This window comes from Kroppenstedtia sanguinis, assembly GCF_050433445.1.
Taxonomy (GTDB): domain Bacteria; phylum Bacillota; class Bacilli; order Thermoactinomycetales; family DSM-45169; genus Kroppenstedtia; species Kroppenstedtia sanguinis.
On sequence record NZ_JBNPXF010000007.1, the window covers coordinates 17,180 to 31,452 of the forward strand.

The following is a 14,273-nucleotide window of genomic DNA, read 5'->3' on the forward strand; positions in this document are numbered from 1 at the left end:
TTCCCTCCTCACTTGCTCATGTGCGATAGCTGGCATTGATCCGTACGTAGTCATAGGTGAGGTCACACCCCCAGGCAGTCGCCTTGGCTTCCCCCTGGTTCAGGTTCAGCTCAATTCGGGCAGGATCTTGTGCCAACGCTTCCTTCGCCAGCTCCTCCACCCCCGATACCGAGCAACCCTGATGAACTACACAGATCGATCCGATATAAAGATCCACCCGATCCGGATGAAAACGGGCTCCACTGTATCCGAGAGCGGTCAGGATCCGGCCCCAGTTGGGATCGGCGCCGAAGACAGCGGTCTTCACCAAACTGGATCCCACTACCGCCTTGGCAGCTCTCCGGGCTCCTTCCTGGGTCTCCCCTCCCGTCACCACCACTTCCACCAGGCGAGTGGCTCCCTCTCCATCTCGGGCAATTAGTTGTGCCAGCTCTCGGGCTACATAGGAGAAAGCCTGGTAGTAGGCTGGCCACTGGGGATGCTCCGGTGTCAAGGGATCGTTTCCCGCCAATCCGCTGGCCATCACCGACACCATGTCATTGGTGCTGCAATCCCCGTCCACGGTGATCATATTAAAGGTTTCATCGGTCACTTGTCTCAGGAGAGACTGGAGCACTGGTGCCTCGATCACCGCATCGGTATTGATAAAGGCTAACATGGTCGCCATACGGGGATGGATCATGCCTGAACCTTTGGCGGCTCCGGCCACTCTCACTTCCCGACCATCCACAGTCAGGCGGACTTCCACTGTTTTGATACGGGTATCTGTCGTCAAGATGGCCTGGCAAAAAGAAACGTGTCCCGCTGAATCCAGCTGTTTGACCAGCTCGGGGATTCCCGGCTGAATCCGATCCATAGGCAACGTCTCTCCGATCACGCCGGTGCTGGCCACTCCGACCCTGTGCTCCGGAATATTCAACCACTGCGCCGCCTCCCGCTGCATCGCCTTCGCATCTTCCAGGCCACGGGCACCGGTACAGGCGTTGGCATTGCCACTGTTGACAATCATCGCCTGCATCTTCCCTTCCATCGCCAGCCCTTCCTGGGTCACCCTCAGCGGTGCAGCTTGGTAAGTATTCATCGTATAAACCGCAGCAGCGGTGGCTGGTACCTCACAGGCGATCAACCCCAGGTCTTTCCGTTTCCGCTTGATCCCTACATGCAGGCCCGACGCTGTAAATCCTTGGGGAGAGGTAATCCGGGGCTCCCCCGCCACCTTAAATCCTGCTTCTTCCGCCACTTTCACCTGAAGTTGCTCCATCCTTCTCCTCCTCTTCTCTCTATGGATATTGCGGTAGCAGATCCAGCCCTGCCATCTCCGGCCAACCCATACGCAAGTTCAAATTTTGCACGGCCTGCCCCGCCGCCCCCTTGACCAGATTGTCAATGGCGGCGATCCCGACCAGCATCCCTGTCCGTTCATCCACATGAAAACCGAGATCACAAAAATTGCTGCCTTGCACATCTTTGGTGCGGGGCCATGACTCCTCGCCCCGCACCCGGACAAAGGGAGCTTCCCGGTAAACCTCCTTCACCCTCTCCACCACCTGGGCACTGGTCCATCCCTCAGCCACCGGAGCGTAAAGCGTCACCAGGATGCCCCGGCTCATGGGAACCAACTGCGGAATGAAGAGAACCTGTGTCTTTCTGCCCCCGATGCGGGTGGCATGCTCTTCGATCTCCGGAGTATGACGGTGCACGCCGACTTGATAAGGATGTAGATTCTCATTTACTTCTGAGAACAGGCTGGTCTGTTTCAGGCCTCGCCCCGCCCCGGAGATGCCGGACTTGGCATCCACCATGATCGGAGCGTCGTCGATGGCGCCTGCCTGCAACAGAGGCAATAACGCCATCAGGGTCGCCGTTGGATAACAACCCGGATTAGCAATCAAGTCCCCCTGCCGAATGGCAGGCGCCACCCATTCACTCAGCCCGTAGACTGCCCGCTCCAGCCAAGGAGACGCTGGCGGTTCCGCCCCGTACCACTTTCGATACGCCTCTGGCTCCAATCGAAAATCCCCCGCCAGATCAATCACCAACACTCCTTTTTCCACCAGAGCAGGGGCTAGCCGACTACTGATGCCTGCCGGAGTGGCGAAAAAAACCGCCTCCACCTCCTCAGCGAGTTCCTCTCCATCCCACTCCTCCAACACTTGAGACAGATGGGAGAGGTGAGGGAACACTTCCTTTAGCTCCCCGCCTGCCGTTGATGAAGAAATCAATTGAGTCAAGTCTACATAGGGGTGCCTGTGTAAGATTCGAATCAGTTCCGCACTTCCATATCCAGTGGCACCCACTACCGCCACCTTCATCCTTCCTCTCTCCCTCCGCTCTCCCGGTTCGGTTTCGTATCATTATACATATGCATTAATATTTATGCAATGGGTTGCAAAAAAATAATGCACCATCCCCGATTCCTCTCTTTTTTTTGGAACGGGGTCAGTGCACAATCCCGGGCAGAATATATATTTAAAACATACGGGGGCGGGTAACAGTAATCTTTCATCATCATCTTTTTGAGACTCCGCAGGGCTGAAATGCCCTAAGGGCACTTACCGCAAACTTCCTTCGGATGCCTTGGGATTCTTGGGTGATCAGCGCCCTCTCTTCGAACAACCCCTGGGCAGTCAGCCTGTCCCAAGCAGTTGAAAGTGTAGCCCGCCCGCTTCCCGTGCTTGGGATCAGCTTCTGTTGCTTAACTGGTGGAGACGGTGTCTTCAGCCCGTCCCTTCTGTTTCCGTTTATTGCGAATGAGTTGCACCGCCTTTGCGGCCAAGAAAGCAACTATGATCCCTGCCAATACATCCCCCGGGTAATGATGGCCCACATAGGAACGGGAAACACCGATCAACAGCGCCAACACCAGCATCATTCCACCCAGGAAGCGATTGTGGTACCAAACCCCAAAAGCGATGGCAAAAGCTCCAGTGGTGTGGTCGCTGGGAAAAGACGAATCGGCGGCATGAGGGAGCAGTATATTTACATGGTCATAGGCCACGAACGGTCGTTCACGGGGCCACAATTGGCCGATCCCATAACTCAGAGCCAAAGCGAGGGCCAATGTCGCACCCGTACAGAGTCCGCTGATCCGCAGGGATTTGGAACGCCAGTTGAGGACCATCAGGAACAGGATCAAGGCAAATCCGTAAGGGCCGTAATCCGTCATAAACATCATAAAACCATCCAAAAAGCGATTTTCTCCAGCCAGACCGTTAATCCATTGAAAAATGGTGAAGTCCATCTTTTTCCCCTTTACCTTTTCAGTATCTGGATTTGAAAATGGATTGGCGGGTGGTTCACTGAATATCCGCCTTTTTAAAGTAGATGACTGTGGCTATAAACCCAATGACAGATGTTGCGGCAATGGAAACATATGAATATTCCGCTGGATATGTTGGAAGCAGAGTATGATTTGCTATGTCTCCTGCTGCTGCCCATGGAAACAATCCTCTGTGTTCTGAGTTTGCAGTCATTACGTTGATCAAGGTGATCACAATCGTGAATATAATGGTCGGTACGTAATTCTTCGCCACAAGGGTGACAAGGATAATGGGTGTTGACAAGATAAAAAGAAGTCCTCCCCCTATGCTGAACTGTTTGAGAGATCCCAGGACCAATGAAGTGCTCAGCCCTTCAAAGCGTCCCAGCATCCCAAGTATCAATGTCAGTCCCCAAGCAACTGAAGTCAGCATCATCATCCACATGAACAATAGGAGCAATTTACTCATAATAAGGCTTGTTCGTGGCACAGGAATCGTTAACAGGTTTTTTAATGTATCCTCCATATATTCGCGGTTAAACAGATAAGCAGTAACCACTCCATACAGGGGGACCCCTATAATTAAGACTGTATACAAACTGGTGTTGTCAAAAAGTTCATCGAACTGAATGAACGGAGTTGGTTGTTTTGTTTTCATATGAATATAAGATGCGACAACCACCATAAAAGGAGCCACAGCTGCTCCGATAATGCTGATTAAGAACATTTTGGAGCGTTTGAGCTTTAGGAGCTCGGTATATACCAGATCAACCAATCATCCCACCACCCACTAATCTTGTGAAATAATCCTCCAGTCTATCTTCACTCATCATAATTTTTGATACTTCAATGCCATGCTGCACGAACAATTGATTGATCTTTCCCTGTTCTCCTAGATGAGTATAAACACGGATATTTCCATCATCATGGACCTCATAATCATAAGTATCAAAGTGTTTCTCCAGGAGCATAGCTGCTTTATTGTCGTTGGAAACCTGGAACTCAAGGTATTTGCGATTTCTCCTCCGAAGTTGATCATATGTGGCCTCTTCCAACAGCTTTCCTTCATGAATAATCCCCACATGATCTGCCAACTGTTCTATTTCCGATAAGATATGACTGGATATCAACAGGGTGATATTTCTTTCTTTTGCCAGAGTTTTAATGAGTCTCCGCATTTCCTTGATACCGATCGGATCCAGTCCATTACTGGGCTCATCCAATATCAACAGTTCTGGATAATGGAGAAGAGCTCTGGCAATCCCCAATCTCTGCTTCATCCCCAAGGAGTACTTGCCCACCGGCTTTTTTGTTTCATGCTGCAGTCCCACCATCTCCAGAACTTCTTCAATCGCATTTTTCTTATGGACCCCGATGATTTTGGCATTGATCAGCAAATTTTCTGCAGCTGTCAGATTTTCATAAAACCCCGGCACTTCAACAATCGATCCGATTCGTCTTAATATCTCTTTTTGTTTGTTGAACAAATTTTCACCGAATATTTCGATTTGCCCATGGGTAGGCTTTACCAACCCCAATAACATTCTGATCGTGGTTGTTTTTCCAGCACCGTTTCGGCCCAAAAAACCGTAAATCTCTCCTTGGTTTACAGTCATATTAAGATGATCCACTGATATCTGGTTGCCATAAAACTTGGTTAGATTTGTGGTTTTGATCACCACACTCATATGGGTCACCCTCTCTCAATCATGCATTATAAGCAAAAGAGTTTAATTGCCTCTTACCCACCCCTTAATTGTTTCTTAAAATTGGTTCACTGGTTGTGTTTGGGGATTGAAAAGCCAAAAGTGGTTTTTTCCCATGGAATACTTTCGACCCATATTCTGCCGTTGTTCTTTTCCACAAGAGCTTTCGCAATGGCAAGACCTAATCCGCTGCCTCCATGTGAAAGATTCCGGGCACCATCGCTTCGATGCATTCTTTCAAACACGTTCCCAATATCAACTTGAGAAATCCCGGGTCCCTGGTCCCAGATCAGCAACTGATATTCATCGGCTTTTTCTGTAAGCTCTATCCCCAATGTTTTCCCCCGCTTCCCGTAATGTATAGCGTTTTTTACTATATTGCCTATGATTCGCATTAAGCTTAGACGATCTGCCGTGATCATGTACTTTTCTTCCGGAATGATTACTTTTAACTCCAGATCATGTTTTTTTATCTCTGGCAAAAACTCAATCAGCGATTCCCTGACAATCTCTGCAAAATCCAGGGATTCTATCTTCAATGGGATTTCATCCGCATCCAGCTTCGCCATCGTGAATATTTCATCGATCAATTGCTTTAAACCATTGGATTTCTTGGATATAATTCCGATATATTCTCTCTTTTCTTCTTCTGAAGTTGCTATATCATCCTTCAGGGCATCAACATATCCAATAATGGAAGTAAGGGGGGTTCGGATATCGTGAGAGATACTGGATAGGAGCCTTCTTCTTGCTCCCTGGAATTTTATAGCCTGGACTTGAATTTTTTCCAGTTGTTCAATCAACTCATTCACAGAGAAGATCATTTCCTCAAACAAATGATCATCCTGCTTGGAAAATAGCCGGGTCTTTAAATTTCCATTAACTGCTCTCCTTATCTCTGCAATCATGAGTTTCATTCTTGTGCGGGAACGAAGGGTGATGAATAAAAGGAATCCAGTAATAACGAATAAGGCAGTAAATAACACCCACCTCAACAGACTTTGAAGAGGATCATCAACAGAAGAGAGAACCAAAAGTCCGGTGATCACGGCGAGTTGAAGGATCAGAAGAAAGACACTCCTGTCATTGTTCATCCTTTTCACCTGCAAACTTGTATCCTAATCCCCATACGGTAAGAATAAATTGCGGGTTGGAGGGATCGGCTTCTATTTTTTTTCGAAGCTTTCTGATGTGTACCATCACTGTGTTATCATCTTCCGGGTAATTACCGTCCCAAACATTGCGAAACAGTTGGATCTTGGTAAATACTTGTCCCGGATGGGTAGCGAAAAACTTCAGCAGTTGAAATTCTTTTGCAGTTAAAGATACCTCTTCTCCAGCTGTGATGACTGTGCACTTTTTCAGATCAATAGAGATGCCTTTAAACTTTATAAGGTTATTTTCATGAGAACTCCTGTCGCTGCCCAGTACTAAAAACCTCCTCAAAAGAGCCTTGACTCTGGCAACCACCTCATTGATGCTGAATGGTTTGGTAATATAATCATCCGCTCCTATGCTGAGACCTAAAATCTTATCAACCTCATGATCCTTAGCCGTAAGCATCAGTATGGGAACATTGGTTTTGTTCCTGAGCCTTCTGCATACCTCGATCCCATCAACCTTGGGCATCATGAGATCCAGGATGATCAGATTGTATTTGTTATCATCAAACAAATGAAGGGCTTCTTCTCCATTCCCAGCCACATCCACCTTATAAAATTCCTTTTCAAGGTATTTTTTCAATAAATCCCTTATTTCCTTTTCATCATCGGCTATAAGCACTCGGATATCTTCCATCTGTTTCACCTTCCTTCATTGATTATGGGGCAGCATGCCTGTGACCGGATTCGGCCCCTGATCTCTTGCATGACTTTGGGATCACCCTTTCCGGCTCAGTTGGAACGGAAAAATAAGAGGCGAACTGTAGTCCCCTCCCCCACCTGGGAATCCATTTCAATTCCGTGACCCAATTTATGGCACACCTCCTGAACCAGATACAGGCCCATCCCGGTGGACTCGCTGACGATTCGTCCGTTTTCCCCTGTATAATAGGGATCAAACACCCGGCGCAGATCCTGTTTCGGAATTCCCACGCCCCGGTCTTTCACCTCCAACACCCAGTTTCTTCCTCGGGGATAAGAGTGGAGGGTCACTTTTTTCCCCGCTCCGGAGGAGTATTTGACCGCATTGGCCACCAGCTGGTTCAAGACGAATTTCAGCCATTTGGCATCGGATTCCACCACCGCTTCCTCATCCACGGTCACTTCCGGGTAAACATGGTTTTGAATGAAGAAGCGTTTGTTTTCATGGATCACTTCATGGACTAATCGAAGGAGCGGCACCGGTTCCACATGAAAATCCCGCTCAAAGATTTCCAAGCGGGCCGTATACAGCACAATTTCCAGTCCTCTCCGGATCCGGTCCACCTCTTCCCGCAGACTGTTCACATCCAGGTGATTTTTGTTTTGCAAGATCAACTGAATCACGGACAGAGGAGTTTTCATCTGATGCACCCACTGGGTGATGAAGGTGACTTGATCCCGTTGTTTTCGTTCATACTCATGTAACCGGTCCTGGTAATGGCGGTATTGAGATTGCAAGAGGTCGTTCAAAGCCTCTTCCAGCGGGACCCCGCCCTCCCCCTGAACGGAGTCATCCATCTCCTGGAGAGGATGGGACAGCCGCCGATAAACGGAACGGTAGCACCAATACCGGTAGGATAGAAAAACGAGAAAAAGGCTGGAGCTGAGTAACATCGTATACAACAGCGTGGAAAAATGATTGAGTCCATCCAGCCAATGGAGAAAAGAGATCAACAACAGTTGAAGGATAAAAAAAATCAAGATGGAGGCGTGGTCCCGTATGAAAAGTTTCATCTTCCTTCCCTCCAAACCGGCCTCAGGCGATAGCCGGCACCCCGGATCGTCTCAATCCCTTCCTCGATCCCCAGTTCCTCCAGTTTCTTGCGCACCCGCCCCACATTGACATTCAACGTATTGTCGACGACGAACTGTTGATCATCCCACAGCCTTTCCAACAGCTCCTCCCGACTGACCACAGTCATCGGAGATTCCATCAGCGCTTCCAACAAGGTGGCCTCTTTTTTGCTCAACTCCACTTTTTTCCCGGAAAAGGAGAGTTCCAGCCTTTCCGGATGCAGCACCAATCCCGCCAAGGTAACGTTGCGGCTCTCCATCTTCGGGGAATAGGAGCCATAACTCCGTCGGAGATGGCTCTTGATCTTGGCCATCACGATTTCATAGTCGAAGGGCTTCGTGATATAGTCATCCCCGCCGTTTTCCAGGGCCATCACTTGATCCATCTTGCTGTCCCGGGCGGAGATGAACAGGATGGGACAAGTGGAGACGGTCCGGATCTGCCGACACCAATAAAATCCGTCGTATCGCGGCAAGTTGACATCCAGCAACACCAGATCCGGCTGAAGCTCCTGAAACCGTTCCAAAATCCGGGCGAAGTCATCCACGATGACAGCTTCATATCCGTATCGCTCCAAGCCATCTTTCAACAACCCGGCGATCTTCCCGTCATCTTCCACGATCATGATTTGATACATGCTTCCACCCCCGTCCTTTGTAAAGTCCACGATTTCACTATACAGGAAACCGGCAACTTCCTCCAAACCGGTGACCCTGTTAAATTTAAAAACCAGGGCTGTTGATTAACCAAAAAATGGGCGGTGGAAAGGAGTCGTGTGCTGCCAAAGCGACCTTTGCCATCCTACCTAGCGGAGAATCTGGAGAGAGGGCGTTTAGGGGCAACATTCTTCCTTGTGTTGCTTCCGTAAGGCTTTGCCCCTGCCCGATCGGAAGATTTGGAGCGGCCAGTCATTACTTCCTTGCTGGATGGCAACCGGAGCGTGGTAGAACACGATCTCCCCACCCAAAATATAGATAATCAATGCGCCTGATAAAAAGCCATCCCTACGCCCCCAAAGAGATGCAGGATGGCCTTTCGTTTTTCAGAAAAATTTCTCCCCGGGCGGTTTTGGGAAGGCCCGGGGAGAAGGAATGATATTTACTTACCATACTTTCAAATTCCGCAGGTAACTCCGTCGTGCGATGATGAAATAAACCAACTGCAGTACCAGGAAGGAACCGATAGTCCACGCGGAGGGGATCAGAATCGATTTCATCATCATCATATTTTGTAGGGCACCTAAGGCCACCGAAGTGTGAATCACTGCCACCACAAAGGGGATGAAGAACAGGAGGGCGATCTGCACTGTGACACTTCTGTTCATTTCCTTTTCGGTCAACCCGATCCTGGAAATGGCGCGATAGTGTTGCCGGTCCCGGTCCTGATCGGTGTACAGGCGGAAATACAGGAAACTGCCCGCACAGATCAGGAACACCACCGCGACAAACAATCCGACAAAGAGCGTCGCTCCCAGTCCCTGCTTCACTTCCGTAAAGGCGGCATCCCGGGCGGTGAAACCGGGCCAGCTCACATCGGGCATCTTCAGTTTCTCTTTCAATGTTTCACCGATTTGATTTCCTTGAGGATGCGGGAAAGAAGCATCCCATTTCGGGACGGAATAACCGGCAAAGGTTCCGGACTCCACGTGAGGTTCATCGGGCCCGGTTTCTTGCGCCGCTTTTTTGAGCTGTGCAAAGGCGGGGTCTGGAACCACAATTTCAACGGATCCACGGAACATGATCGGTTGATCGATTGAAGCCGCAACTTTGTAAGGCTTCTTCATCAGCTGGAGCTCCTGGCCGATCCGGTCATCGGCTTGGAATTGATCCGGTCTCGTATCGAAGGCCAACACCTCTCCCGGCTTTAAGGTCCGGGCAGGCTGCTTCACAATTTTGGCCAACCGATTATAGTCGGACAGCTTGATGGCGTTGACAAACTGCTCCATATTGTCAGGGCCTAGATTTAAATACTCCGCTTTCCATTTTCGATACGAAACGTCCTCTTTTTTCAACTCCCCTTCAATGATATTTTGACCGGACTCGGGAGAAATTCCCTCGAATCCTTTCTCCTCCATTTTGTAACTGATGCTGAAGGGAGTTGTCTGGTTCATCGTTTGCATGATCTGATCGTAGAAATTGATCAATGTACCCGTTGCAGTGAATGAGACGGTAAACACGATGGTGACCAGAAAGAACATCCTGGCGTTGTCTTTCATGCGATAGGTCAGGTCGGAGAGCCACATCAACCGGGTTCCCCGCCAGTAGAAACCGCGGTTCTTTTTCAAGCGTCGGATCAGAAAGACACTCAGCTGGGTGTATAAGAAATAGGTGCCCACGATCACCAGACCGATGACTGAAAACATGATTTCCTCACTCGTGAAAGTATCGCTGGTTAAGGCTAATCCATAGCCACCGATCAGGCACGCTGCAGCCAACAGAGACAACAGAATAGAGGGCTTCGGTTCCTTTTTCGGCTTTTGGCTGCCTTGCAACAACTCAATCACGCGTTGGTTTCGCACCATGAACACGGTGAACATCGAAATGACGAGAAAGAGGATCAAAAAGGAAACCAGGGTCAATAAGAGTCCCTTCACAGGGAAATAAAAAGACAACTCCTCGATCCCTAACACTCGGGCTCCAATCATCAGGAAACCTTTGGAGAATAGGAGCCCCGCCAAGATCCCCGTCCCGATGGAAGCCAACCCGATGATCCAGTTTTCTAGAAAGACCATGCGGTTCAATTGACTGCGGGACATCCCGAGCAAGGTGAGTACGCCGAACTCTTTTTTCCGCACTTTGAGAAAGGCACTGACGGAATACCAGACAAACAGGAAGGAGAAAACAAAAATGATCACCTCAGCCGCGGTCATCCCTTTGACCACCGACGCCTTCAGCTCACTCTCGTCCAATTCCGGATGGAAGATGAACACGGCATAGACGAAGAAGATCATCACCGCAAAGGCACTGCTCAAAAAATAGGCCGAGTAGGAGCGGAAATTACGCCGCACATTATTAAAGGCGAACTGACGAAAGGTCATGGGAATTCCCTCCTAACAAAGACAACACATCGATGATCTGTTGGAAAAACGTCTGCCGGTTTTCCCCGCGGTGAATTTCATTAAACAATTCCCCGTCCTTGATGAAGATCACTCGATGACAATAACTGGCGGCCACTGGGTCGTGGGTCACCATCATCATGGTGGCTCCATCCTGTTCATTGATCGCCTCCATCGTTTCCATCACAGTGCGGGAAGCTTTGGAGTCGAGATTACCGGTCGGTTCATCTGCCAACAGCAGAGAGGGGGAATGGATGATTGCCCGGGCAATCGCCGCCCGCTGTTTCTGACCCCCGGAGATTTCATAGGTCCGCTTGTCGAGGATTGCGGCAATATCCAGCCGCTCGGCGACAGCCTTCAACTTCTGCTCCATCTCGTTCACATCTTTGCGATCCAGCGTCAGGGGCAGGACAATATTTTCTCCGACGGTCAAGGTGTCCAGTAGGTTGAAATCCTGAAAGACAAACCCCAACTGTCGGCGCCGAAAACGGGCCAAATTGGACTTCTTCAGTTCATGGGGGTTTTTCCCTTGCAATTGGACTTCTCCCGATGTGGGTGTATCGATGGTGGAGATCAGGTTGAGCAGGGTGGTTTTCCCGCTGCCGGAGGGACCCATGATTCCGACAAATTCCCCTTGTCCAATGCTGAAACTGATATCGGAGAGGGCTCGGTGGGATACTTTGCCTCCGTATACTTTACTCAGGTTGTTCACTTTCAACACGTCCATCTTGTTCATTCACCTTCCTCACAGGATCTGTTCATGTTTCAAAGTTTAAAGGAAAGCAAAATGAAGTTCTTTCGATTAACCTCTCATCTGTCTAACATTCTTGTCATGTTCCACAAAAAAAACGACCCGCATTCGGGTCGCCCTTATTTTTTCTCCGCCAGCCATGCCGCCAATCTCGATCTCTGCTCCTCTGAGAGTTGTCTTTGCGCCGGCATTTGTCCCTTGCCGTTTTGGATGATTCGTTCAATATCTTCCTTGCCAGCCCGCTGGCCGATCTTCTCCAGAGAAGGCCCGGCGTTTCCCTCCAGGTTTTGCCCGTGGCAACTGGCACAGTTATTTTTGTAGAGGGTTTCCGGTGAGGCGTTCGCCGTGCTTTTTCCACCCTGTTGCCCCCCTTGGGGTCCGCAGGCCGCCAGGAGGAAAATCACCGCGGCCGCGATCCAGGCAATCCCCTTCTTCCGCAAACGGTGTCATCTCCTTTGGATTCCATACTCTTTCCACCAGGGCTGTTGATTAACCATAAAATGGACGATCCTTTCGCTCTTCCCATTGCCCGTATCGTAAAATATCGCTTGAGGGGACGGGGAGGGTGGGACAACTACGATCTCTTGCCAAGAGCCAAAGGTTCTTCGCCGTCCCACCATCCCGACCTTTACCTAAAATAGGGCGAATCAACACGCCTGTCTTTCCACATACTTTTCCACCTAACGCTTCCCATATACTTTTCCCCCGGGAAGTCCGGTTCACACGTAATCTTTACCGGGACCCCTTTCGGTGACGACGCGATCTGCTCCCCAGCCCGGCCGGAGAATCCTTTTGAGGCTCCTCCTCAACTGCATCTGTCGGCTTGTCCACTGCATCCATTGACTCATCCCCAACTCTGTCAGTGGGCTCCTCCTGGTTCTGCTCCTTTTCCTCTTCACTCCCTGTCTTCTCAGTCGCCATTGGCTCCCGATCGACAGCCTGCTCATTTGGGGAAGGATGGTAGGGTTCTTTGAAAGCCTGTTCCAATTCATCCACTTCCTTGCTCCGCTTGCCGGCAACCATGAAAACCACCACAAAGAATAAGATCAGAATCACCGCTAAAACCGGCCAGACGAATACTGGGATCTTCTCCAACCATTCAGCAATCATAGATTACCCTCCTTTTTCATCAACTGAATTCTTGGATGTCAGCACTGTGAAAAGAATTCCGACGGACCCTCTGGCCCGTCGGTTCCTTCGGAGCCTCATTTTTACGAAAGTGGTGTCAATTCCCACGGAATGAGGCTTCCCGTTTTTCAAGGAAGGCGTCCATCCCTTCTAGACGATCTTCTGTGTTGAATACCACACCAAAATAGGATGCTTCCAAGCGAAGGGCTGTCTTTAGATCCGCCTCCGCCCCTTGGTTGATCGCCTGCTTGATATAGCGCATCGCCACCGGTGCCTTTTGAGACAGATTTTCGGCCAGCCGGGTGGCTTCGGATAAAAGCTGTTCAGGAGCTGTCACCTTTTGCGCAATCCCCAAACGCAGGGCTTCTTCCGCTGAGATCATCTCTCCCGTAAGAGCATAGTATTTGGCCGTGGACTTTCCGAGGAGACGGGTCAAACGTTGGGTTCCCCCATAGCCAGGGAGGACGCCCAAGTTGACTTCTGGTAGACCGAAGCGGGCTTTCTCCGAGGCCAATAGGATATCCCCACTGAGAGCCAATTCAAAGCCGCCCCCCAGGGCAAAGCCGTTGACAGCCATGATGACGGGAATCGGAAGCTCTTCGATCCGCGTGAAAAGGGCTTGCCCCCAGGCAGCCAACCGCTCCGCTTCTCCGGAAGACGGAACCTGGCGCAGTTCCTTGATATCCGCCCCCGCCACAAAGGCCTTTTCGCCTGCGCCGGTGATCACCAGCACTCGGATGTCATCGGAGGTTTCCACATAATCCAAAACCTGGGCCAATTCCTCCAAAGTCTCCCGATTGAGAGCGTTCATCACTTTGGGTCGGTGAATGGTTAGCAAAGCCCAACCCTTCTCTTGTTTAAAATGAATATTTTCCCATTCCATGACGGCACTCACCTCCGCGCAGTAATCTCCCCCGCAAAGCATAAATTGAGGGATAGACCTCTTACGCTCGGGCCAAGCGAAAAAGGGTCCGTCCCCTTAATTCGACACAAAAGAGATAACTCCTTTATTATTTCAGATGGAGGAGCTGTCGAACTCTCGGGTGAACAGAAAGGTGAGGCGACCCGTTCTCTTGCAAAAACACAAAGACCAATCCATCCTCACCCTCTTCATCCTTCTGAGACTTTCCACACCGGATTCACTAAGAGTGTACAGGCGTGTTGATTTGCCCTATTTTAGGTGGGAAAACAGGTATGCGTTCTTTGCAAAAGCCACATTTTACGATGGGGGCAATGGGAAGAGCGAAAGGATCGTCCATTTTATGCTTAATCAACAGCCCTGAAGAGAGTACTATCTCGGGTTGGGATGGGGTTTCACATTCCGGCGTCAAAGTTCGACCGATCCAAAATCGCTCCATGTGAAACTCACCTCCCTGTGAACGACTTGCGCTGGGTAGGATCGCAGTCGCTTTAGTAGCACTAGTCCCGGCTAGCCAG

The 14,273-nt window shown here is 49.9% G+C and carries 14 protein-coding genes; all 14 read right to left on the reverse strand.

Annotated features, from left to right (window positions below):
- Nucleotides 1-16 precede the first annotated feature (16 nt).
- The 14 genes from argJ to JOD24_RS05945 all read right to left on the reverse strand — a co-directional run bounded on the left by argJ (nt 17) and on the right by JOD24_RS05945 (nt 13,719).
- Nucleotides 17-1,261: a bifunctional glutamate N-acetyltransferase/amino-acid acetyltransferase ArgJ gene (gene argJ / locus JOD24_RS05880; RefSeq protein WP_429246509.1), complete on the reverse strand. Its 1,245-nt coding sequence runs from the start codon at nt 1,259-1,261 to the stop codon at nt 17-19.
- A gap of 19 nt (nt 1,262-1,280) precedes the next feature.
- Entirely contained in the window at nt 1,281-2,312 is a 1,032-nt protein-coding gene (gene argC / locus JOD24_RS05885; protein WP_429246510.1) for an N-acetyl-gamma-glutamyl-phosphate reductase, read from the reverse strand.
- Between the two features lie 383 nt (nt 2,313-2,695).
- Nucleotides 2,696-3,241 carry an undecaprenyl-diphosphatase gene (locus tag JOD24_RS05890; protein ID WP_429246511.1) on the reverse strand — a complete coding sequence of 182 codons (546 nt, stop codon included), beginning with the start codon at nt 3,239-3,241 and terminating at the stop codon, nt 2,696-2,698.
- Between the two features lie 55 nt (nt 3,242-3,296).
- Entirely contained in the window at nt 3,297-4,034 is a 738-nt protein-coding gene (locus tag JOD24_RS05895; protein WP_380165209.1) for an ABC transporter permease, read from the reverse strand.
- Nucleotides 4,027-4,947: an ABC transporter ATP-binding protein gene (locus JOD24_RS05900; protein WP_429246512.1), complete on the reverse strand. Its 921-nt coding sequence runs from the start codon at nt 4,945-4,947 to the stop codon at nt 4,027-4,029. The genes JOD24_RS05895 and JOD24_RS05900 overlap by 8 nt, the downstream gene beginning before the upstream one ends.
- Before the next feature lie 86 nt (nt 4,948-5,033).
- A complete protein-coding gene (locus tag JOD24_RS05905; RefSeq protein WP_429246513.1) occupies nt 5,034-6,059 on the reverse strand; it encodes a sensor histidine kinase in 1,026 nt (341 codons plus the stop codon).
- Nucleotides 6,049-6,762 carry a response regulator transcription factor gene (locus JOD24_RS05910; protein WP_429246514.1) on the reverse strand — a complete coding sequence of 238 codons (714 nt, stop codon included), beginning with the start codon at nt 6,760-6,762 and terminating at the stop codon, nt 6,049-6,051. The genes JOD24_RS05905 and JOD24_RS05910 overlap by 11 nt, the downstream gene beginning before the upstream one ends.
- 95 nt (nt 6,763-6,857) lie before the next feature.
- Entirely contained in the window at nt 6,858-7,841 is a 984-nt protein-coding gene (locus JOD24_RS05915) for a sensor histidine kinase (RefSeq protein WP_429246515.1), read from the reverse strand.
- Nucleotides 7,838-8,539: a winged helix-turn-helix domain-containing protein gene (locus JOD24_RS05920; protein WP_040387492.1), complete on the reverse strand. Its 702-nt coding sequence runs from the start codon at nt 8,537-8,539 to the stop codon at nt 7,838-7,840. The genes JOD24_RS05915 and JOD24_RS05920 overlap by 4 nt, the downstream gene beginning before the upstream one ends.
- Nucleotides 8,540-9,004: 465 nt before the next feature.
- Nucleotides 9,005-10,939, reverse strand: a complete 1,935-nt coding sequence (locus JOD24_RS05925) for an ABC transporter permease (protein WP_429246516.1) — start codon at nt 10,937-10,939, stop codon at nt 9,005-9,007.
- Nucleotides 10,914-11,684: an ABC transporter ATP-binding protein gene (locus tag JOD24_RS05930; RefSeq protein WP_429246557.1), complete on the reverse strand. Its 771-nt coding sequence runs from the start codon at nt 11,682-11,684 to the stop codon at nt 10,914-10,916. The genes JOD24_RS05925 and JOD24_RS05930 overlap by 26 nt, the downstream gene beginning before the upstream one ends.
- 143 nt (nt 11,685-11,827) lie before the next feature.
- Complete coding sequence (locus JOD24_RS05935) at nt 11,828-12,148, reverse strand: c-type cytochrome (protein ID WP_429246517.1); 321 nt, start codon at nt 12,146-12,148, stop codon at nt 11,828-11,830.
- 292 nt (nt 12,149-12,440) lie between these two features.
- Nucleotides 12,441-12,818 (reverse strand): hypothetical protein, encoded by a 378-nt coding sequence (locus JOD24_RS05940; protein WP_429246518.1) that lies wholly within the window; start codon nt 12,816-12,818, stop codon nt 12,441-12,443.
- Between the two features lie 115 nt (nt 12,819-12,933).
- Nucleotides 12,934-13,719: an enoyl-CoA hydratase/isomerase family protein gene (locus JOD24_RS05945; protein ID WP_429246519.1), complete on the reverse strand. Its 786-nt coding sequence runs from the start codon at nt 13,717-13,719 to the stop codon at nt 12,934-12,936.
- Nucleotides 13,720-14,273: the final 554 nt, after the last annotated feature.